Source organism: Sphaerisporangium sp. TRM90804 (assembly GCF_029846175.1).
In the GTDB taxonomy this organism is placed as follows: Bacteria; Actinomycetota; Actinomycetes; order Streptosporangiales; family Streptosporangiaceae; genus Sphaerisporangium.
On the sequence record NZ_JARWAC010000009.1, the window covers coordinates 196025 to 216729 of the forward strand.

Below are 20705 nucleotides of genomic sequence, written 5' to 3' on the forward strand. Positions count from 1 at the left end.
TAACACCCGGGCGCCCCTGACGATTCGTGCGGCGAACTATCCCGCGCCGCGCACGGAAGGCCGCGCGGGGCCGGCCGGGAAGGCCGTGAACCGCCCACGGCCCGGTGGTGCCCCATGAGAGGAACCGGCAACGGCCCTTCCGGCATGGTCGGCGCTGTATTTCGCCCGCCTTTTACGTCACATCTCCTACAACTCCTGCAACATGAGGTAAATGAGGATTTGACGAGTCGACGCCTTGAGAGGCACCCGGAGGCTTCGGATGACACGCGCGCCGCATCCCCTTCTCCGGAGACCTGGAGCGCGCCCCATAACCAGTTGTTAGCGCAAACACTTTTCCGGGAATTCGCCGCCCCGGCCGGGACCGGACCGGCGGGCGCACGGGGGCGGGGATCGGCGGACGGAACGGCCGGGGACGCCGCGCGGGGCGTCCCCGGCCCCTTCGAGGGACCGAGCAGCCGGTTGAGTAATATGCAGCGGTTCGCTGATCAGCGGCGTCTCTCGGGAAAGGCGGGCCGCTCATGCCCCACGGTGAGTACCTGCGCTACGTCGCCCTGGGCGACAGCCAGACGGAAGGGCTCGGCGACGGCGACGACGAAACCGGCCTGCGCGGCTGGGCCGACCGGCTCGCCGAGCAGCTCGCGGAGGCCAGCCCCGGCCTGCAGTACGCCAACCTGGCCGTGCGCGGCCGGCTCGCCGCCCGGATCCGCGCCGAACAGCTCGGCCCCGCCCTCGCGCTGCGCCCCGACCTGGCCACCGTCGTCGCCGGCGTCAACGACCTGCTCAGGCCCCGGTTCGACGCCGACGAGGTGGCGGGCCATCTGGAGGCGATGTTCGCCGCGCTCACCGCGCAGGGCGCCCTGGTGGCGACGCTCACCTTTCCCGACGTCTCCCGCATCACCCCGCTCGCCCGTCCGATCAGGTCGCGCGCCGTCGCGCTCAACGACCGCATCCGCGGGGCGGCGCTCCGCCACGGGGTCGTCGTCGCCGAGACGTCCCACTACGCGGTCGTCACCGACCCGAGGCTGTGGAGCGAGGACCGGCTCCACGCCAGCCCCATGGGGCACGAACGCATCGCGGCGGCCGTCGCCCACGCGCTCCAGCTGCCCGGCAGCGGCGACTCCTGGACCCATCCGCTGCCCTCGCCGGCGCTCACCGCCTCCGGGTGGCGCGCCGTCACCGCCGAGCTGCGCTGGGCCGGCGCCTTCCTGCGCCCCTGGATCGGCCGGCGGCTGCGTGGCACCTCCACCGGCGACGGCCGCACCGCCAAGCGCCCGCACCTGGTCGCCGTGCGGCCCCTCCCCAGGGGAGGCGAGGAGGTCCGGCTGGTGGACTCCTGATCCGGTCGCCGCGATAACCGGTCGCCCGGGATGGAAGCCGCTGGCAGGATCACGCCATGCCTACCTTCTCCGCGTATGACGGGACCGTCCTCGCCTACCACCTGTCGGGAGACGGGGCTCCGGTGATCTGCCTGCCGGGCGGCATGCAGGACTCGGTCTACCTCGGCGACCTCGGCGGCCTGTCGGCGCACCGGCGGCTGGTCATGGTGGACGTCCGGGGCACCGGCGGGTCGGCGACACCGCGGGACACCGCCTCCTACCGCTGCGACCGCCTGGCCGACGACGTCGAGGCGCTGCGCGAGCATCTCGGTCTCGAGCGGTTCGACCTGCTGACGCACTCCGCGGGCGCGAACATCGGGGCGCTGTACGTGGCCCGGCACCCCGACCGCGTCCGCAAGCTCGCGCTGATCACGCCGAGCACCCGGGCCGTCGGCCTCGACGTCACCGCGGAGGCGCGGCTGGACACCGCGCGGCTGCGCAAGGACGAACCCTGGTTCCCGGCCGCCTTCGCGGCCCTGGAGCAGATCGTCGCCGGCAACCCCACCGACGACGGCTGGAAGGCCATCGACCCGTTCTTCTACGGCCGATGGGACGCGGCGGCGCGTGCCCACCTGGCGGCCCAGGACGACCACCGGAACCAGGAGGCCATGGCCGTCTTCGGCGCGGAGGGCGCCTTCGACCCGGACGCCACCCGCGCGGCACTCGCCGCGTTCGACGCCCCCGTGATGCTGCTCGCCGGCGAGAGAGACGTGAACTCGGTTCCGAGCGTCATGGCGGAGTTCGCGGGCCTGTTCCCGAACGCCCGCCTCGTCGTCCAGCCCGACGCGGGCCACTACCCGTGGCTCGACGACGCCGACCGGTTCGTGTCGGCCACGGCGACGTTCCTGGGCTGACCACCCGATCCCGGCACTGTCCGCCCAGGTCATGGCTCTTTCTCACGTGCGCGCTGACGACGCCCGGGAAGACGAGACCGCTCTTTCCCGAAGTTCCGCCCTAGATTTCCCGGCGGGGTGAGGCCCCCGGCCCCGCGGTGCGGGGGTCGCCGGCGGCGGGAGGGCGTGGGGTACAGTCTCTGGTGTCCTGTCGTCTCCGATAGAGGTGGACGTTGCTCGTCTGAGGTTCGCGATCATCGCGCGGTACGGCATCGGCCGTAGCCCGTCACGTAGCAGCCGGCATTCGCCGCGCCGTGACCCGCGTGGACGCGACCTCGGTGCACGAGCCGTCCCCACCCTCAGGACGCCGCACCCCTTTCCGGCCCGGTCGCCGCGTGGTGTTCGCATACGAAGCCCCCATCCGCTCCGCGTGCGACTGCGAGAACCACCATGTCCGAATCCATCACCCCCGCCGCCTCCGTGACCTGCTCCGCCCTGTCCTTCCACTGGGCCGACGGCACGACCGTCTTCGACGGGCTCTCCGTCAGCATCGGCCGGGGGCGCACCGGCCTCGTCGGCGCCAACGGCTCAGGCAAGTCGACCCTGCTGCGGCTGCTGGCCGGACGGCTGCGCCCCGCCCAGGGGTCGGTGACCGTCGGCGGCACCCTGGCCTACCTTCCGCAGAACATCACCCTGGACACGGCGCTGCGCGTCGACCAGGCGCTCGGCGTCGCCGAGCGGCGCGCGGCGCTGCGTGCCATCGAGGCCGGGGACGTCGGCGAGCGGCACTTCGAGACCGTCGGCGACGACTGGGACATCGAAGAGCGCACCCTGGCCACGCTGGGGTCGCTCGGCCTCGGCGACGTCGAGCTCGATCGCACCGTGGGGCAGCTGTCCGGCGGCGAGACCGTCCTGCTGCGCCTGGCAGCGCTTTTGCTGGAGCGCCCCGACGTCCTGCTGCTCGACGAGCCGACCAACAACCTCGACCTGTTCGCGCGCCGCCGGCTGTACGAGGCCGTCGACTCCTGGCGCTCGGGCGTGCTGGTCGTGGTCAGCCACGACCGCGACCTGCTTGAGCGCGTCGACCGCATCGCCGAGCTGCGAGCCGGGTCGGTGAGCTGGTACGGGGGTGGCTGGTCGGCCTACCAGGAGGCCGTGGCCACCCAGCAGGAGGCGGCCGGGCGGATGCTGCGGGCCGCCGAGGCCGACGTGCGCAGGCAGAAGCGCGAACTGGAGGAGACCCAGACCAAGGTGGCCCGCCGCGAGCGGCACAACAAGAAGATGGACACCCAGCGGCGGGCTCCGCGAATCGTCGCGGGCGAGCTCAAGCGGTCCTCGCAGGAGTCGGCGGGCAGACTGCGCGGCCTGCAGGAGGACCGTCTCAACGAGGCGCGGGAGCGGCGTGAGGAGGCCGCGGACGCGATACGGGACGACGCCGAGATCCGGGTGAGCCTGCCGCACACCGCCGTGCCCGCGCGCCGCGCCGTCCTGCGGCTGCACGAGCTGCGCCTGCCGTTCGGCAGGCTGCGGGAGGGCGAGCTGCACGTGAACGGGCCAGAACGCGTCGCGCTGGTCGGGCGCAACGGGGCCGGCAAGACCACGCTGCTGCGCACCCTCACCGGGGAGCTTGCGCCGCTGTCCGGCGAGGCCAGGACGTTCGTGCCGCTGCGGTTCCTGCCGCAGCGCCTGGACGTGCTGGACGACGAGCTGAGCGTGACGGCGAACGTGGCACGCATGGCCCCCGGGGTCACCGACCAGCACATCCGCTCCCAGCTCGCCCGGTTCCTGTTCAGGGGGGCGCGCGCCCAGCAGCCGGCGGGCACGCTCTCGGGCGGGGAACGCTTCCGGGCCGCCCTGGCGGCGACGATGCTCGCCGCGCCGGCCCCGCAGCTGCTGATGCTGGACGAGCCGACCAACAACCTCGACCTCGCCAGCGTGCGGCAGCTCACGAGCGCGCTCCACTCCTACGAGGGCGCGCTCGTGATCGCCAGCCACGACCTGCCCTTCCTGAAGGCCGCGGGCATCACCCGTTGGCTGCTCCTGGGGGAGGAGCTCCGGGAGACCACCGCCGACGAGGTCCGCGACCTGCTCGAAGCGCCGGAAGCCGGCTGAGGGCGCCGGCGGTCTTCCGCGCCGAAGCCGTTCCGGCCGCAAGACGACCATCCGAGCGGGGGCCGAAAACGCACCCGGGGAAATATTGCGCCCCGATTCCGAGGAAAGAGGGCACGATCCCGCAGATCCTCGGATACGGCGTGGGCGTGGCCCTGTCGGTGCCCGGCGGCCTGTTCGATCGGCCTGGGGGTGCTGCTCCTGGTGAAGGGCTTCCCCGCGGCCCGGAGCCGGGAGGTCGGGGAGCCGGCCCGCCGGTAGGGCGGGTCAGCCCGTCTCCTCGCCGCGCCGTGGGCCGAGGAGGCGCTCGATGTGGTGGTCGAGCAGGCTCCTGGCCGCCTCGGCGGAGCGGTGGCCGATGGCGATGTCCACGCCGAGGCTGGTGGCCACCGACCAGGAGATGTCGGCGTCCATCCGCTCGCCGCCCCGCAGGGGGCTTCCCCGCTCCGACCGGGCCGCGGTGATGAGGCCGGCGGTGAAGGCGAGCAGTTCGTCGTCCCCGGGGGCGAGCACCGGCGTCATCGCCGGGTCGGACATCGTGCGCCCCAGCACCGCCAGGGCGAACCGGGTGAGCCGCACGCTCTCGTCGTCGAGGGCGATCACCGCGTGCAGGCACTCGCGGAGCACGACCTCCGGGCTCGCCGCGCCGACCGCCCCGATCGACGCCTCGATCTTGGCGTTCAGCGCTCGCACCGCGCGGTCGAGCGCATCGCGGACCAGCTCGCGCATCGAGGGGTAGTAGTGCTGCACCTGCCCCATCGACACCCCCGCCTCGGCCGCGACCCTGCGCAGTGTCACGCCTTCGAGGCCGCTCTGGATCGCCAGCGCCCAGACGGCTTCGACCAGGCGCGCCCTGCGCTGCTCGTGATCGACGACCTTCGGCATGCTCTCCACCCTCCGCCGTCGCGGTGCGACCGCATTGCATCCGCCCTCGCATCCTAATACAATGCAAACGCATTGCATCCTTCGACGGGCGTCCGGTCATGGCCGGGCGCCCGTCCCAGGCCCGGGAGGGCGAACCCATGAAGTACGACATCCTGCGCATTCTCGGCGCGGTGCTGCTTGTCGTCGGCGGGCAGGGAGCGGTCCGCATCCTCATCGACCACGACAACGCCGGCCTGCTCGGCTGGCTGAACGGCGGGTTCGCGACCAACCTCGCCATCTACGTCGTCACCGTCGTCGCCGGCGTGCTCCTGGCGGGCTGGGCCGACGGCAAGGCCCGGGCGCTCGGACGGGGGACCGACCGGCGCTGAACTCCGACGGCCCGGCGTCGGCCCTCCCCCGCGCGCCGCCGCGCTCATCCACGGACTACCGATCCGCGGACAAGCGCGGCATGGACCCGCGTTCCGGCGCCTGTGAGCCTGGTACGGCCGCGAGAGCGCCGCTGACCAGGGAGGTCGCCATGAAAGACGTATCCGTACCCGATCTGACCGGAAAGCTCGCCGTCGTGACCGGGGCGAGCGACGGCATCGGCCTCGGCCTGGCCGTGCGCCTGGCACAGGCCGGCGCCGACCTCGTGCTTCCGGTCCGCGACCCCGTCAAGGGCCGCGCCGCCGTCGCCCGCGTCCGCTCGGCGGCTCCCGGCGCCACCGTGGGCCTCGGCGAGCTCGACCTCGCCTCGCTCGACTCCGTTGCGTCCTTCGCCGCCAAGCTCGGCGCCGAGGGACGGCCGGTCGACATCCTGGTCAACAACGCGGGCGTCATGTCGCCGGCCACCCGGCACACCACGGCCGACGGCCTGGAGCTGCAGTTCGGCACCAACCACATCGGCCACATGGCGCTGGTCGGCCACATCCTGCCGCTGCTGCGCGCCGGCCGGGCGCGGGTCACCACCATGTCGAGCAGCGCCGCCCGCACCGGCACGTTCGACTGGGACGACCTGCAGAGCGAGCGCCGGTACTCGCCGACGCGCTCGTACATGCGATCCAAGCTGGCCAACCTCGTGTTCGGCCTGGAGCTCGACCGGCGCAGCCGGGCGGGCGGCTGGGGCGTCGTCAGCAACGTGGCGCACCCCGGCACCACGTTGACCAACCTGTACGCGTCCGGCCCCAACCTGGGGCGCGAGCGCCCCTCGCCGCTGGAGTCGGTCATGAGGCGGTTCGCCCGCCTGGGCCTGTTCGTGCAGACCGTCGACCGCGGCCTGCTTCCCGCCCTGTACGCCGCCACCAGCCCGCTGGCCCTGGGCGGGCGCCTGTACGGCCCCGACGGCCTCGGCCAGTTCACCGGCGGCCCGGCCGAGCTGGCCGTCTACAAGGCGGCGCGGGACGAGGCCGTCGCGGCACGGCTGTGGCAGGTCTCCGAGCGGCTGGCCGGGGTCGAGTTCGGCGCCTGAGGCCGTCGAGGGAGACTCGTCTCATGGACCGCGCTCAGCTCGCCGACTTCCTGCGCACCCGGCGGGAGGCCCTGCAGCCCGAGGACGTCGGACTCCCCCGCGGGCCGCGCCGCCGCACCGGCGGCCTGCGCCGCGAGGAGGTGGCCGCGCTGTGCGGCATGTCGGCCGACTACTACAGCCGCATCGAGCAGCAGCGCGGGCCCAACCCGTCCGAGCAGATGCTCGCCGCGATCGCCCGCGGCCTGCACCTGACCCTCGACGAGCGCGACCACCTGTTCCGCCTCGCCGGCCACGCCACCCCGCGGCGGGTCCTGCGCGGCGACCACATCAACCCCGGGATGCTGCGCGTCCTGGACCGCCTGGAGGACACCCCCGCGCAGGTGATGAGCCACCTCGGCGAGACGCTCAAGCAGACCCGGCTCGCGGTCGCGCTGCTGGGCGACGAGAGCGTCTACACAGGGATGGCCCGCAGCGCGCACTACCGCTGGTTCACCGACCCGGCGGCACGCCTGATCCATCCCGAGGAGGACCACCCGACGCACACCCGCCTCATCGCGGCCCACCTCCACAACGCGTACACGCGTGACGGCAAGGGCTCGCGCGCGGCCGCGATGGTCGACGCGCTGCTCGCGGCCAGCCCGGAGTTCGCCGAGATCTGGCGCGAGCACCCCGTCATGGGCCCGTACTGCGGGCCCAAACGCATCCGCCACCCGCGCCTGGGCCTGCTCGACCTGCACTGCCAGACCCTCGTCGACCCCGACCAGTCCCAGACCCTGCTGGTCTACACGGCGATCCCGGGCACCGAGAGCCACGAGAAGCTCCAGCTCCTCGCGGTCATCGGCGACCAGCACCTCTGACGGCCCGCGCGCCCCGCGGCCTCGGCCAGGGCCCGGCCGAACCGCCGGCCGGCGGCAGCGCGCTCGTGCCGAGTCGTTCCCGTCCCCCATCCTGGCGCGCATCGTCAAGCATCTGACGGCGGCGGTCAACGGCTTCTCTTCCGCGGCTGCCGATGATGGGGGCACGGCTCACGACAGCGGAGCCGGCCAACCACCGCACACGCATGGAGGAGACATGATCTTGCGCGGTAGAACTCTCGGCACTGCCGCCGCGGCGGCGGCTCTCGGCATGCTGGCACTGGCCTCGCCGGCCAGCGCCGGCCCGGACCCGGAGTTCCAGGGAGCGCAGGTGGCGGCGGCGTGCTCGGGCTCCGCCTGCGACGGCAAGAACCCGTCGACCTACTGCGGCGGTGACGCGCGGACGGTCCAGAGCCTCAGGCTGGGAGGGCAGGCCCTGCTGGAGCTCCGTTACAGCCCGTCCTGCAGAGCGGCCTGGGCGCGTATCAGCAACGCCTCGTACGACATCTACAACAGCCCCTCCCCGCTGGCCCGCGTCGTCCGCAACAGCGACGGGCGCAGGTACACCTGCTACGTGCCCCAGGGCGGCACCAGCTGCTACACGGCCATGGTGAACGACGCCAACGTCACCTCCTACGCCTATGGCGAGTGGGACAGCGGCGTCACCACCTACACCGGCCGCACCGGCTCGTACCGGTAGCGCGGCCGGGCCGCCCCCGGTACGAGGAGCCAGGCACCGTACAGGTGAGTGAGATCGCCTGGTGAGCGTCGCGGAGATCGGCCAGCCGCCGGTGACTCCGGCTCGGGGGGCGACGGGAAACGTGTTGCCGGGGAGCCCGCGGGGTGCTGGACTTCTCCGGTGAACGGGGCGGCGCGGGGGGAATTCGAAGGGATGCTCGCTCGGGTTCGGGCTGATCCGGCCGTGGTGGGGGTGGTGCTCAGCGGGTCGCGGGCGCGGGACGGCATGGCGGTGCCGGGGTCCGACTACGACGTCTACCTGGTCACGGCCGACGGTGAGACGGTGGAGGAGGATCGCCGCGACGCTTCGCTGGATGTGGCGGCCATGCCTTTGGAGGAGTTCCGCGCGCACGCGCTTCCGGGGTCGGGGGCGGAGTGGAACCGGTACGCCTTCACCCACGCCCGCGTGCTCGAAGACCGGGCCGACGGGTTGATCGGCGAGCTGGTGTCGCGCAAGGGGGCCCTGTCGGCCGAAGAGGCGCGCCAGACGGCCGCGACCTCGCTGGACGCCTTCGTCAACGGCGTCTACCGCTGGCTGAAGAACGAGCGGAACGGGCGCGTGGCCGAGGCGCACCTGGACGCCGCGGAGAGCATCCCGCCCCTGCTGACCTGCGTATTCGCTCTTCACGGGCGAGTGCGCCCCTACAACGCCTATCTCGGCTGGGAGCTGCGCAACCACCCGCTCGGCCCGCCGTGGGGTCACGAGCGGGTGCTGCCGCTCCTGCGGGCGGTCCTGTCACACGCCGAACCCCGGACGGCGCGCCGGCTCTTCCTCGACCTGGAACCGCTCGCGCGCGCCGCCGGTCACGGCCCGGTGCTGGACGCCTGGGGCGACGACCTGCGACTCCTGCGGGGCTGACGAAGGCCGCGGGCTCACGGGCCGGTCTCGTCGCCGGGCGCGGCGTCGAGGTGGTGTTCGAGGGCGTCGAGATGGTCGCTCCACATGCGCCGATACGGGGTGAGCCAGGCGTCGAGGTCGAGCAGGGGGTCGGGCCGCAGCCGGTACCAGCGGCGCTGGGCGTCCTTGCGCACCTCGACCAGGCCCGCCTCGCGGAGCACCTTGAGGTGCTTGGAGACCGTCGGCTGCGTCAGCGCGAGCCCGTCGACCAGCTCGCCGGCCAGGCGCTCGCCGTCGCGCAGCAGGTCGAGGATCTCGCGCCGCTTAGGCTCCGCCAGCACCTCGAACACGGTTCTCACGTCAGCCGATCACGTTCTCGTAGTCGGCCCGCAGCCGCCCCCAGGCCGGCGGGTCGGCATTCCCTCCCCTGGTTTCCATCTCGGCAATATAGCCGGAAGGGCATGCAAGACGCAATCGGTTTCCGGATTTCGGCCTGACCGAATATCCGATATCGCTATGCCAGTAACACGAGTCCGATCTTCTGACCAGTGTGTTAGCGCCTAAACTTTCGACTGACCCGCCACGGCTATTGATGGTTTCCGATGTAACTTTTGCGCGAAAATGCAAATCTTCCGTTGACGTCCCTAATTGGCATCTTTACGATCCGGAAACATGGAGGAAACCCCCCGACATCCGGCGGAACGCGCCCTTCGCGTCGGCATCGTCCGCAGTGACGGCGCGTGGACGGAGGTGCGGACGGCGTGACGCTTCTGAGCATGCGGGGGATCGGCAAGAGCTTCCTCGGCGTTCCCGTGCTGTCCGGCATCGACCTGGACGCGACCGCCGGTGAGGTGCACGCCGTGGTCGGCGAGAACGGGGCGGGCAAGTCGACGCTGATGAAGATCCTCGCCGGCGTCCACGTACCCGACCGGGGCACGATCGAGATCGACGGCGCGCCGGTGGCGTTCGGGCACCCGCTGGACGCGCAGCGGGCCGGGGTGGCCATCATCTACCAGGAGTTCAACCTCCTGCCCGAGCGGACCGTCGCGGACAACGTCTTCCTCGGCCGCGAGCCGCGGCGGCGCGGCCTGGTCGACCGCGCGGCGATGGAGGAGGAGACCCGGCGGCTGCTCGGCGAGCTGGGCGAGAGCTCGTTCGGGCCGCGCGACCTGGTCCGCCGCCTCAGCGTCGCCCAGCGGCAGGTGGTGGAGATCGCCAAGGCGCTGTCCATCGACGCGCGCATCATCGTGATGGACGAGCCCACCGCCTCGCTCGCCGAACACGAGGTGGAACTGCTCTACGCGCTGGTGGGCCGGTTGCGGCGGCGCGGCATGGCCGTCCTGTACATCTCACACCGGCTGCGCGAGGTGTTCGACCTCGCCCAGCGTGTCACCGTGCTCAAGGACGGGGCCCGCGTCACCACCGTGCCCACCGCCGAGGTCGGCCCGGCCGAGCTGGTGCGTCTGATGGTCGGCCGCGAGCTGCACGACTACTTCCCGCCCCGCGCCGCCCCCGGCGACATCGGCGAGGTGAAGCTCAGCGTGCGCGGCGGGGGCAACCGCAAGCTGCGCGACATCGACCTGGAGCTGCGGGCCGGGGAGATCACCGGGCTGGCCGGCCTGCAGGGGTCGGGCCGCACCGAGCTGGCCAAGGCCCTGTTCGGCGCCGAGCCGTTCACCGTGGGCAGCATGACCCCGTACCGGCCCCGCTCGGTGCGGCAGGGCGTGGCCGCGGGCATCGGGCTGGTCACCGAGGACCGCAAGGGCGAAGGGCTGGCCCTGCGGCAGTCGGTGCGCGACAACGCCCTGCTGGTGACGCGGTCCAGGGCACGGCGCGGCCACGGCGCGGGCGTCAAGTCACTGCTGGAGGAGGTGCGGCTCTCACCGGCCGACCCCGAACGAGAGGTCCGCTACCTGTCCGGCGGCAACCAGCAGAAGGTCGTGCTGGCCAAGTGGATGACGGTCGCGCCGGCCGTCCTGCTGCTCGACGAGCCGACGCGAGGCGTCGACGTGGGCGCCAAGGCCGCCATCCACGACCTGATCCGCCGGCTGGCCAAGGACGGCATGTCCATCCTCATGATCTCCTCGGAGCTTCCAGAGCTGATCGGAATGAGCGACCGCGTGCTCGTCATGCGCGACGGCCGCATCGCCGGAGCGCTGCCCGGCGGCTCCTCGGAGGAGGCCATCATGAGCGTCGCCGCTGGTCAAGGGGCACCGGCATGAGCGGGCACGGCCCCCCGCCGGTGCCGACCGGCGAGCGTCGAGCCGACGGCGGCCCTCCGCCCGGAAGACGTGCCGGCCGGCCGGACGGCCCGCGGCGCACCCGTGCCGGACGGCCCGCGGCCGGCGTGCTGAAGGAGATCGACCCCACCAAGGCCGTCTACGTGGCCTTGGCCGCGACGCTCCTGGGCGGCTGGCTGCTCGTCGCGATCGACGGCGGCGACTTCCTGACGACGGAGACGATCGTCGGCATCCAGCAGCGCTCGGCCGCGCTGGGCATCGTCGCCGTCGGCCAGACGCTCGCCATCCTGGCCGGCTCGCTGGACCTGTCGGTCGCCTACCTGATCAGCCTGTCCTCGCTCGTCGCGGCCGAGGTCATGGCCGGACGGGACGGCGCGATCCTGCCCGCCGTCGGCGCCGTGCTCGCCGTCAGCGCCCTGGTGGGCCTGGTGAACGGGACGCTGATCACCCGCCTGCGGGTGCACGCGTTCATCGCCACGCTCGGCACGGCGCTGATCCTGCGGGGCGTCATCGACCACTTCTACGACGGCCCGGCCGGCAGCGTGCCCGTCTCCTTCCAGTCACTCGGCTACGACCGGATCGGCCCGGTGCCGGTCGCGGCGCTGCTGTGGGCCGCGGTCGCCGTCGCCGCGTGGGTCCTGCTGCGCCGCACCCGCACCGGCCACCGCATCTACGCGGTCGGCGGCGACCCGGAGGTCGCCAGGCTGTCGGGCGTGCGCACCGGCCGGGTGGTCGTGCTCACCCACGTGCTGTGCTCGGTCTGCGCGGGCATCGCCGGGCTGCTGCTGGCGGCCCGCCTGGGCGCGGGCGCGCCGACGGTGGGCACCGACGGGGGCTACGACCTGGAGTCGATCGCCGCGGTCGTGCTCGGCGGCACCGCCCTGGCCGGCGGCAGGGGCGGCGTGGCCGGAACCGTCGGCGGCGTGCTGCTGCTGGCCGTCCTGGACAGCGTGTTCAACCAGCTCGAAGTGAACTCCTTCTTCAAGGACGTGGTCAGGGGCGTGGTCATCGTGGCCGCCGTCGCCGTCTACGCCCTTCGCGGCCGGAAGAGGCGGGCGGCGTGAAGCGGACGATTCCCATCCTGGTGGTGCTGGCCGCGCTACTGGCGGCGATGGCGGTGGTCAACCCGTTCTTCCTGGAGCCCGCCGGTTTCCTGGCCTTCGTCAAACGCGCCGCGCCGCTGGTCATCCTGGCGGCCGGGCAGTACTTCGTCATCGTCTCCGGCGAGTTCGACCTGTCGGTGGGCTCGCTGGTCACCGTCGAGGTGGTGGTCGCCGCCCGGCTGATCGACGGCCAGGAGTCGGCCACGTGGTGGGTCCTGCTCCTGCTGGTCGCCATCGGGGCGCTGGTCGGCCTGGTCAACGGGCTGGTGACCACGCTGCTGTCGGTGCCGTCGTTCATCACGACCCTGGGCATGCTGCTGATCTTGTCGGGCGCGGTGTTCCTGTGGACGGGCGGCGCTCCGCGCGGAGCCCTGTCGCAGGCCTTCCGGGTCTTCGGCAGGGGCGACCTCGGCCCCGTCCCGTGGTCGGTCGTGATCCTGGTCGTGGTCGCGGCGGCGGCCGTCCTGCTGATGCGCGCCGACTTCGGCAAGCGGCTCATGGCGACCGGGGACAACGACCGCGCCGCCGCCCTGTCGGGCGTCAGGGTCGCCCGGACGCGGATCCTCGCCTTCGTGCTGTCCGGCCTGGCGGCGGCGGTCGCCGGGATCCTGCTCGGGGGCTTCGCCGGCGTCTCGGCCCAGGTCGGCCAGGGGCTGGAGTTCTCGGCCATCACCGCCGTCGTGCTCGGCGGGGTCGTGCTGGGCGGCGGCCGGGGCTCGGTCGTCGCCGCGATGGCCGGGGCGTTCAGCCTCGAAGCGCTGTTCGCGCTGCTCAACCTGTACGGAATCTCCGGGCCGCTGGAGTACACCGTGCAGGGCGTCATCATCATCGCCGCGGTCGCGGCGGGAGCGGCGCAGTTCCCGTCCAGGCTCAGGGCGAGCACCTAGTTACCTCACCACCCCTGGCAATCCCCCCATAGATCTAGGAGACGCCGATGTCGCGTCGTCAGTCCTTGTCACCCCTCGTCGTGACCGCCGCAGTGTCGGTCCTGCTGGCGGCCGGTTGCACCAGCGACCGGCCGCCCGGCGCCACCGGCGCCACCACCTCGGCCAGCGCCAGCGCCGGCAGCGGGGCGGCCACCGAAGGCGCGAACACCGGAGAGCAGTCGAAGTTCTTCGTGCAGGCCGACTTCGACGCCCAGCTCGCCATGCGCGGCAAGGAGGCGCAGGGCCCCGCGGACCGGCCGTGGGAGCAGGCCATCGACCCCAAGATGGTGAGCACGGCCGATTACAAGAAGAAGGCCGGCGACCGCCACCTGTGCTTCTCCAACGCCGCCGTGAACAACCCCTGGCGGCAGGTCGGCTGGAAGAGCATGCAGGCCGAGGTCGCGTTGCACAAGGAGATCACCAAGTTCACCGCGCTCGACGCGGAGGGCAAGGACGACAAGCAGATCTCCGACATCGCCGAGCTGCAGGGCCAGGGCTGCGACGCCCTCATCGTCTCCCCCAACACCACCGCCACGCTCACCCCGGCCGTCCAGGCGGCGTGTGAGAAGGTGCCGGTGATCGTCTTCGACCGCGGCGTGCAGACCGACTGCCCGGTCACCTTCATCAACCCCATCGGCGGCTACGCCTTCGGCGCCGACGGCGCCGAGTTCCTGGTCGAGAAGGTGCCGGCCGGCGGCAAGGTGCTGGCCCTGCGCATCCTGCCCGGCGTCGACGTGCTGGAGACCCGCTGGTCGGCGGCGAAGGTCATCTTCGACCAGAGCAAGCTGGACGTCGTGGGCGTCGAGTTCACCGACGGCGACGCCGCCAAGACCAAGAGCATCGTGAGCGACTACATCCAGCGCCACGGGAAGATCGACGGCGTCTGGATGGACGCCGGGGCGACCGCGGTCGCCGCCGTCGAGGCGTTCGAGGACGCCGGGCAGCCCGTGCCCGCCATCGTGGGCGAGGACCAGCAGGACTTCCTGCAGAAGTGGAAGCAGGAAGGCCTCACCGCGATCGCGCCCACCTACCCGACCTACCAGTGGCGCACGCCGATCATCGCGGCGCTGAAGATCCTCAACGGCGAGGAGGTGCCCGAGACCTGGAAGCTCCCGCAGCCGAAGATCACCGCCGAGAACCTCGACAAGTACCTCCAGCCGAACATGCCGCCCCTGCACTACGCCATGTGCGGGTGTGAGACGATGCCCGGCTTCCCGGCGAACTGGGGCGGCAAGTAACCCCGGGCCCCACCCCGCCAACCTCCCCGAGCTACCGAGAAAGGAGCCGCCCATGTGGCCCGTCGGCGTGAACACCTGGGTCTGGACCTCCCCGCTCACCGACGAGGGCCTGCTCCGGCTGGCGCCCCGGCTCGCCGCCTGGGGGTTCGACACGGTCGAGCTGCCCGTCGAGCACCTCGGGGACTGGGAGCCGGGCAAGGCCGCGGCGGTGCTGGCCGAGGCCGGGCTCGGCGCGTCGGTGGCGCTGGTCATGCCGCCCGGGCGCGACCTCGTCGCCGCCGGCGCCGAGACGGTGGCCGGCACCCAGGCCTACCTGCGCGCGTGCGTGGACGCCGCGGCGGCGGTGGGCTCGCCGGTGATCTGCGGGCCCGCCTACGCCGCGGTCGGGCGCACCTGGCGGATGGGCCCTGACGAGCGGCGCGACCGGTACGCCGAACTGCGCGCCAACCTCGCCCCGGTCGCCGAGTACGCGGCCGGGCGCGGCGTGCGGATCGCCGTCGAGCCGCTCAACCGCTACGAGACCAGCGTGCTCAACACCGTCGAGCAGGCCCTGGAGGCGCTCGACGGGCTGCCCGAGGAAGGGTGCGGCCTGGCCCTGGACACCTACCACCTCAACATCGAGGAGAAGCACCCCGCCGCCGCCGTCCGCATGGCGGGGCGGCGGGTGGCGCACGTGCAGGTCTGCGGCACCGACCGGGGCACGCCGGGCGAGGACGACTTCGACTGGCCGGGGTTCGCCGCCGCGCTGCGCGAGGTGGGCTACGCCGGGCCGCTGGTCATCGAGTCGTTCACCGCCGAGAACCAGACGATCGCCACCGCGGCCTCCATCTGGCGTTCGCTCGCCGCCACCCAGGACGCCCTCGCGACCGAAGGGCTCGCCTTCCTGCGCACCCTCTGATCCCGCCCTGGGGGCGGCGGCGTCACAGGCCGTACTCCTCCAGGATGCGGAGCCAGATCTCGCTCACGGTCGGGAAGGGCGCGACGGCGTGCCACAGCCGGTCGAGCGGGATCTCGGCGGTCACCGCGATGGTGGCTCCGTGGAGCAGGTCGACGATGCCGGGGCCGGCGAAGGTGACGCCGAGCAGGACGCGGCGGTCCTCGTCGACGACCGCCTTCGCCAGGCCGACGTAGTCGTCGGCCTGGAGGGAGGCGCCGGCGACCGCGCCCATGTCGGACTCCACGGCGCGCACGGTGAAGCCGTCGGCGCGCGCCTGGGCCTCGGTGCGGCCGACCGCGCAGACCTGCGGGTCGGTGAAGATCACCTGAGGGGCACCCAGGTCGTCGGCTGTGTCGCGGAGCGAGGGCAGGTCGTCGGGAAGGCCGCGGGCGCGGGCGGCGATCACGTCGCCGCACACCCTGGCCTGGTACTTGCCCATGTGGGTGAGCAGGTTGCGGCCGTTGACGTCGCCGACCGCGTAGAGCCGGCCGCCGGGGTCGCCGGTGGCCCGCATGCTGGGGTCGACGTCGACGGGGCCGTGGGCGTCCAGCCCGACCGTCTCCAGGCCGAGGCCCTCCACGGCCGGCCGGCGGCCCAGGCCGACCATGATCTCGTCGGCCTCGATGTGGGAGCCGTCGTCGAGGCGGACGGTGACCGGGCCGCCGGGAACGGGACGTTCGACGCGGGCGGGAACGGTGCCGAAGCGCACGTCGATGCCCGACCGCCGGAAGGAGTCCGCCAGCAGGTCGCCGGCGAACGGCTCGAACCGGGAGAGCAGGCGGTCGCCGCGCACCAGCACGGTCGTCTCCCTGGCGCCCAGGGCGTGCAGCGCCTGGGCGGACTCGCAGGCCACGGCCCCGCCGCCGAGCACGATCAGCCGCTCGGGCACCCGCTCAAGGCTGGTCGCCTCCCGGTTCGTCCAGGGACGGGCCTCACGCAGCCCCGGTATGCCGGGGACGGCCGGCTCGCTGCCGGTCGCGACGACGACGGCGTGCCGGGCCCGCAGCTCGCGGGTGCCGCCGTCCGGCGTGGCGACCTCGACCCGCAGCGGCCCGGCCAGGCGTCCCCGGCCCCGGACGAACGTCGCGGGGACGTTCACGATCCAGCGCACCTGGCCGGTGTCGTCGAAGTGGGACACGGCCCGGTCGCGGCGGGCCAGCACCGCGGCGGCGTCGATCGGGCCGCGCAGTTCCAGTCCCGGCATCCGGCCCACCTCGGCCGCCAGCTCCATCGGCCGCGCCAGCGCCTTGCTGGGGATGCAGGCGTAGTAGGCGCACTCGCCGCCCGCCAGGCGCTCCTCGACCACGGCCGCCGTCAGGCCTCCCCGCACGACACGCTGGGCGGCGGTCTCCCCGACCGGCCCGGCGCCTATCACGATCACGTCGAAGACGTCGTCGTCGCCCGCCATGGACCCGCACCCCCGTCACCGCAGGTCACGCCGCTGATGGACGTGCTCACAGCAATCCTTCCCCATATGCGGCGGTCAGGCGCGGCGGACGCCCGACATCAGGGCGCCGGCACCGTCGCGCGCCGCCGCCGCGGGGCCTGGTAGGCCCACTGCCAGGCGGTCTCCAGCGGTCCGCGCTCGAAGCGGCGCAGCCACAGCACGGCCGCGATCATGAACACCGCGCAGATCACGGCCCAGGCGACCGGGACCCACCAGGGGCGCAGGCCGTCCAAGCGCGCGGCCAGGCCCAGGCCCCACCCGTAGCACAGCGCGGCGGCCAGCAGGTTCTGCAGCACGTAACACGACAGGGCGGTCCTGCCCACGGCGGTCAGGCCGAGGCGCGGCGCTCCTCCGGGCCGGCGCACGCGGTGCGTCACCTCGGTGACCAGCGCGAGCAGGCCGACGGCGATGAAGGGCGGGAGCAGGTAGCGGTCCACCAGGACCCACTCTCCCCCGGCGAAGGTGGTCAGCAGGTTCAACGGGACGCCCGCGCCCAGCCCGCCGATCATCAGGCGGGTGCGCAGGCGGCGCCCGCGCGCGTCGTCCCCGAGCGCGCCGGCGCGCATGAGCCGCGAGCCGAGCAGGAACAGCAGCACGGTCATCGGGAGGATGAACACCGACTCCAGGCGGTACAGACCGGCCCCGGCCAGGCGCTCCGCCACCTGGTCGAGATAGGCGCCCCGGGTGAACAGGTCCTGCGGCACGCCCGTGGAGCCGGCCGGGCCGCCCTGGACGGAGAGCAGCGCGGCGGTGAGCAGGCCGGTGAGGGCCAGGTGCAGGGTGCCCGCCACGACCATCCACACCCGGACCGCCCGGTCGCCGCGGCCGATCAGGCAGGCCACGAGCACCGAGGCCACGGCGTAGCCCATGAGCACGTCGAACTCGAAGATCAGGATGTAGTGCAGCAGCCCTTCGACGAACAGCAGGGCGGCGCGCCACACGTACCGGCCGGGCCACCGCACCCCCCGGCGCAGCGCCGACCGGTACTGGATCTCCAGGCCCACCCCGAACAGCAGCGTGAGCAGTGCGAGGAACTTGCCGTTGGTCAGGAAGCGCAGGAACCGCTCCACCACCCCGGCGACGCCCTCCGTCGGCGCCAGCCCCTCCAGCACGCCCGCGGGCCCGCGCGGGTCGGTGAAGATCCAGATGTTCGTGCCGAGGGTACCCAGGACGGCGATCCCCCGAAGCACGTCGATCGCCTGGATGCGACGCGTGTCAGCCATGCCCCCACCTTGGCTTCCGTCCTCGCGCGCATCATCCCCGGCGAGGACGAGATCGTCGCTACATCGTTCTGTGTACGGGTGCCGGAGAGGCTGAGACGCGCGTTATAGTCGGAGCCGACTAATCGGATCCGACTAAGGATGGCGATGGCAGGCAGACGCAAGGTCTCCAACCCGCTGGCGCTGGCCGTCATGGGGCTGCTGCAGGAGAAGCCGATGCATCCGTACGAGATGTCGGCGACGCTGCGCGAGCGCCAGATGGACGGCGTGTTCAAGCTCAGCACCGGGACGCTCTACGACACCGTGGAGTCGCTGGCCCGGAACGGCTGGATCGAGCCGCGTTCCACGGTGCGCGACGGCAACCGCCCGCAGCGGACCGTCTACGCCCACACCGAGCACGGGCACGGGCAGTTCCTCGACTGGCTGGACGAGATCGTCCGCGTCCCGGCGCCGGAGTACCCGAGGTTCCTCTCCGCCGTCACCTACCTCGGCGCCCTCGGGCCTGAGCGGGCCGAGGAGGCGCTGACCGAGCGCGGCGACCGGCTCCAGGAGCAGATCACGCGGATGCGCGCCGGGCTGGAAGAGGTCATGGAGACCCACGCGCTCCCCCGGCTGTTCATGATCGAGATGGAGTACGCCCTGCACATGAGCGCGGCCGAGCTCGAATGGGCGCGCTCGGCCGCCCGTGAGATCCGAACCGGCACCCTGGCGTGGCCCGCCCAGGCCCCGGTCGCCGGCGGGGAGGACGGCTCGTGACCGCGCTCGACACCGACGTCCTCATCGCGGGGGCCGGGCCCGCCGGGCTCCTGCTGGCCGCCGAACTGCGCCTGGCCGGGGTGCGGACGACCATCGTGGAGCGCCACCACGAGCGGCCCGGCTTCAGCCGGGGGTTCACCCTCAACGCCCGCAGCCTCGACCTGCTGGCGCGCCGCGGCCTGGCCGGCCGCTTCGTCGAGGAGGGCTGGCAGGCCCCGCAGGCGGCGTTCTCCGGGCTGCCGCTGACCCTGCTCCTGGCCGAGGCGGCCACCGATCACCCCTTCACGCTGGGCATCCCCCAGCTCCGCGTGGAGGAGCTGCTCGAACGGCACGCGACCGCCACCGGCGCCGAGCTGCTGCGCGGCCACCGGCTCGTCACCGTCGAGCAGGACGACGGCGGTGTCACCGCCGTCGTCGCCACCGACGGCGGGGAGCGCACGATCCGCGCCGCCTACCTCGTCGGATGCGACGGCGGCCGCAGCACGGTGCGCAAGCAGGCGAGGATCGCCTTCCCCGGCAGCGACGCCACCGCCCACTCCCTGCTGGGCGACGTCGTGCTCGCCGACCCCGAGTCGCTGCCCCTGGGCGTCTCCACCGGCCCCGGCGGCCAGGTGCTGGTGATCCCGCGACCCGGCTACGTGCGGGTGGTGACCGAGGACCCCGCCCCGCGCGAGGACGGGGACGCCCCGGTCACCCTCGCCCGGCTGGGGGCGGCCGTGGACCAGGCGCTCGGCCGGCACGTCGAGCTGGCGGAGGCCCTGTGGCTGACCCGCTTCGGCGACGCGGCGCGACAGGCCGACCGGTACCGCCGGGGGCGTGTCCTGCTGGCCGGCGACGCCGCCCACATCCACCCGCCGGCCGGGGCGATCGGCGTCAACGTCGCCTTGGACGACGCCTTCAACCTGGGCTGGAAGCTGGCCGCCACCGTGCGCGGCACGGCGCCCGCCGGGCTGCTCGACAGCTACCACGACGAACGCCACAAGGCGGGCGCCGAGGTGCTGGCCAACACCCGCGCCCAGGCGCTGCTCGGCCGGCCCGACGAGCGGCTGGACCCGCTGAGGGACCTGCTGACCCGCCTGGCCGGGCGCCCGGAGGTCAACCGCGCGCTCGCCGAGACCGTCACCGGCCTGGCCACGGCCTACCCCATGCACGCGCCCGATCCCGGGGCACACCGCTGGCTGGGCCGCCTCGTCCCCGACCTGCGCCTGCGCACCGCCGACGGCCCGGCCCGCCTGTCGCAGACGCTGACCGCGGGCCGCCCCGTGCTGCTCGCCCTGACCGGCCCGCCCCCCATGGGCGAGGCGGACACCTTGTCCGGCCCGGACGGCCCTGGCGGCACGAACACTCTGACCGGCTCGAACGGCCCTGGCGGTCCGGCCGGGCCGCGCGAGGGGAACCATCACGACCACGCCACGGCCCGCGCGCACGGGGTGGACGTGGTCTTCGCGAGCTGCCCGGACGACCATGGCGCCGCCGCCGTCCTGCTGCGCCCCGACGGCCACGCCGCCTGGGTGCGTGCCTCCGGCGGCAATGCCACCGGCGACCTGGCCGAGGCCCTGCGCCGGTGGTGCGGCCCGGACGGTCAGGCTCCTGGGCCATGACGGGCGGCCCACCGCCTCAGCCGACACTCGGGCGGCCCGGCCCGGACGACCCGCCTCAGCCGACACCCCCGGACACCCCGCCCCGGACGGCCCGGCCCGGCGAGCCGCTGACGGGGCGGTCGCCTCAGCCGGCGTCCTCGCCGCGCCGCGGCCGGGC

General features: G+C 73.3%; 19 protein-coding genes. 15 read left to right on the forward strand and 4 right to left on the reverse strand.

Annotation, left to right across the window (positions count from 1 at the left end):
- Positions 1 to 518 precede the first annotated feature (518 nt).
- From PYR91_RS11625 to PYR91_RS11635, 3 genes are all read left to right on the forward strand, one after another.
- Positions 519 to 1337, forward strand: a complete 819-nt coding sequence (locus tag PYR91_RS11625) for an SGNH/GDSL hydrolase family protein (protein ID WP_279779600.1) — start codon at positions 519 to 521, stop codon at positions 1335 to 1337.
- 56 nt (positions 1338 to 1393) lie between these two features.
- Positions 1394 to 2230: an alpha/beta hydrolase gene (locus PYR91_RS11630; RefSeq protein ID WP_279779601.1), complete on the forward strand. Its 837-nt coding sequence runs from the start codon at positions 1394 to 1396 to the stop codon at positions 2228 to 2230.
- Between the two features lie 429 nt (positions 2231 to 2659).
- The gene (locus PYR91_RS11635) at positions 2660 to 4321 is read left to right on the forward strand and encodes an ATP-binding cassette domain-containing protein (RefSeq protein WP_279779603.1); all 1662 of its coding nucleotides are present in this window, start codon (positions 2660 to 2662) and stop codon (positions 4319 to 4321) included.
- 264 nt (positions 4322 to 4585) lie between these two features.
- Here PYR91_RS11635 and PYR91_RS11640 read toward each other — a convergent pair whose 3' ends face one another.
- Positions 4586 to 5203, reverse strand: coding sequence for a TetR/AcrR family transcriptional regulator (locus tag PYR91_RS11640; RefSeq protein ID WP_279779605.1), 618 nt, complete (start codon positions 5201 to 5203; stop codon positions 4586 to 4588).
- Positions 5204 to 5340: 137 nt separating this feature from the next.
- Here PYR91_RS11640 and PYR91_RS11645 point away from each other — a divergent pair, with 137 nt between their 5' ends.
- The 5 genes from PYR91_RS11645 (at position 5341) to PYR91_RS11665 (ending at position 9101) form a co-directional block, all read left to right on the forward strand.
- Entirely contained in the window at positions 5341 to 5571 is a 231-nt protein-coding gene (locus PYR91_RS11645) for a hypothetical protein (RefSeq protein WP_279779607.1), read from the forward strand.
- 149 nt (positions 5572 to 5720) lie between these two features.
- Entirely contained in the window at positions 5721 to 6650 is a 930-nt protein-coding gene (locus PYR91_RS11650; protein WP_279779609.1) for an SDR family oxidoreductase, read from the forward strand.
- A 23-nt stretch (positions 6651 to 6673) separates the two neighbouring features.
- Positions 6674 to 7507, forward strand: a complete 834-nt coding sequence (locus PYR91_RS11655; protein WP_279779611.1) for a helix-turn-helix transcriptional regulator — start codon at positions 6674 to 6676, stop codon at positions 7505 to 7507.
- Positions 7508 to 7727: 220 nt separating this feature from the next.
- Positions 7728 to 8204, forward strand: a complete 477-nt coding sequence (locus tag PYR91_RS11660; RefSeq protein WP_279779612.1) for a DUF2690 domain-containing protein — start codon at positions 7728 to 7730, stop codon at positions 8202 to 8204.
- 192 nt (positions 8205 to 8396) lie between these two features.
- The gene (locus PYR91_RS11665) at positions 8397 to 9101 is read left to right on the forward strand and encodes a hypothetical protein (protein WP_279779614.1); all 705 of its coding nucleotides are present in this window, start codon (positions 8397 to 8399) and stop codon (positions 9099 to 9101) included.
- A 14-nt stretch (positions 9102 to 9115) separates the two neighbouring features.
- Here PYR91_RS11665 and PYR91_RS11670 read toward each other — a convergent pair whose 3' ends face one another.
- Entirely contained in the window at positions 9116 to 9439 is a 324-nt protein-coding gene (locus PYR91_RS11670; RefSeq protein WP_279779615.1) for a metalloregulator ArsR/SmtB family transcription factor, read from the reverse strand.
- Between the two features lie 417 nt (positions 9440 to 9856).
- On the opposite strand from PYR91_RS11670, the gene PYR91_RS11675 reads away from it, so the two are divergent.
- Genes PYR91_RS11675 through PYR91_RS11695 form a run of 5 tightly spaced genes read left to right on the forward strand, consistent with a single transcriptional unit; the run spans position 9857 to position 15485 of the window.
- On the forward strand, positions 9857 to 11302 hold the full coding sequence (locus PYR91_RS11675) for a sugar ABC transporter ATP-binding protein (protein WP_279779921.1): 1446 nt from the start codon (positions 9857 to 9859) through the stop codon (positions 11300 to 11302).
- Positions 11299 to 12384 (forward strand): ABC transporter permease, encoded by a 1086-nt coding sequence (locus tag PYR91_RS11680; RefSeq protein ID WP_279779617.1) that lies wholly within the window; start codon positions 11299 to 11301, stop codon positions 12382 to 12384. Before PYR91_RS11675 ends, PYR91_RS11680 begins: the two co-directional genes overlap by 4 nt.
- A 47-nt stretch (positions 12385 to 12431) precedes the next feature.
- Complete coding sequence (locus PYR91_RS11685) at positions 12432 to 13310, forward strand: ABC transporter permease (RefSeq protein WP_279779923.1); 879 nt, start codon at positions 12432 to 12434, stop codon at positions 13308 to 13310.
- Positions 13311 to 13357: 47 nt separating this feature from the next.
- Entirely contained in the window at positions 13358 to 14587 is a 1230-nt protein-coding gene (locus tag PYR91_RS11690) for an ABC transporter substrate-binding protein (RefSeq protein WP_279779618.1), read from the forward strand.
- A 52-nt stretch (positions 14588 to 14639) separates the two neighbouring features.
- Positions 14640 to 15485 carry a sugar phosphate isomerase/epimerase gene (locus PYR91_RS11695; protein ID WP_279779619.1) on the forward strand — a complete coding sequence of 282 codons (846 nt, stop codon included), beginning with the start codon at positions 14640 to 14642 and terminating at the stop codon, positions 15483 to 15485.
- A gap of 22 nt (positions 15486 to 15507) precedes the next feature.
- On the opposite strand, the gene PYR91_RS11700 is transcribed toward PYR91_RS11695, so the two are convergent.
- Both PYR91_RS11700 and PYR91_RS11705 read right to left on the reverse strand, forming a co-directional pair.
- Positions 15508 to 16932, reverse strand: a complete 1425-nt coding sequence (locus PYR91_RS11700) for an NAD(P)/FAD-dependent oxidoreductase (protein WP_279779620.1) — start codon at positions 16930 to 16932, stop codon at positions 15508 to 15510.
- Positions 16933 to 17030: 98 nt separating this feature from the next.
- On the reverse strand, positions 17031 to 18194 hold the full coding sequence (locus PYR91_RS11705) for a DUF418 domain-containing protein (RefSeq protein ID WP_279779621.1): 1164 nt from the start codon (positions 18192 to 18194) through the stop codon (positions 17031 to 17033).
- 144 nt (positions 18195 to 18338) lie between these two features.
- On the opposite strand from PYR91_RS11705, the gene PYR91_RS11710 reads away from it, so the two are divergent.
- Positions 18339 to 18947, forward strand: a complete 609-nt coding sequence (locus PYR91_RS11710) for a PadR family transcriptional regulator (RefSeq protein ID WP_279779622.1) — start codon at positions 18339 to 18341, stop codon at positions 18945 to 18947.
- Positions 18944 to 20548 carry an FAD-dependent monooxygenase gene (locus tag PYR91_RS11715; RefSeq protein ID WP_279779623.1) on the forward strand — a complete coding sequence of 535 codons (1605 nt, stop codon included), beginning with the start codon at positions 18944 to 18946 and terminating at the stop codon, positions 20546 to 20548. The genes PYR91_RS11710 and PYR91_RS11715 overlap by 4 nt, the downstream gene beginning before the upstream one ends.
- Positions 20549 to 20705: the final 157 nt, after the last annotated feature.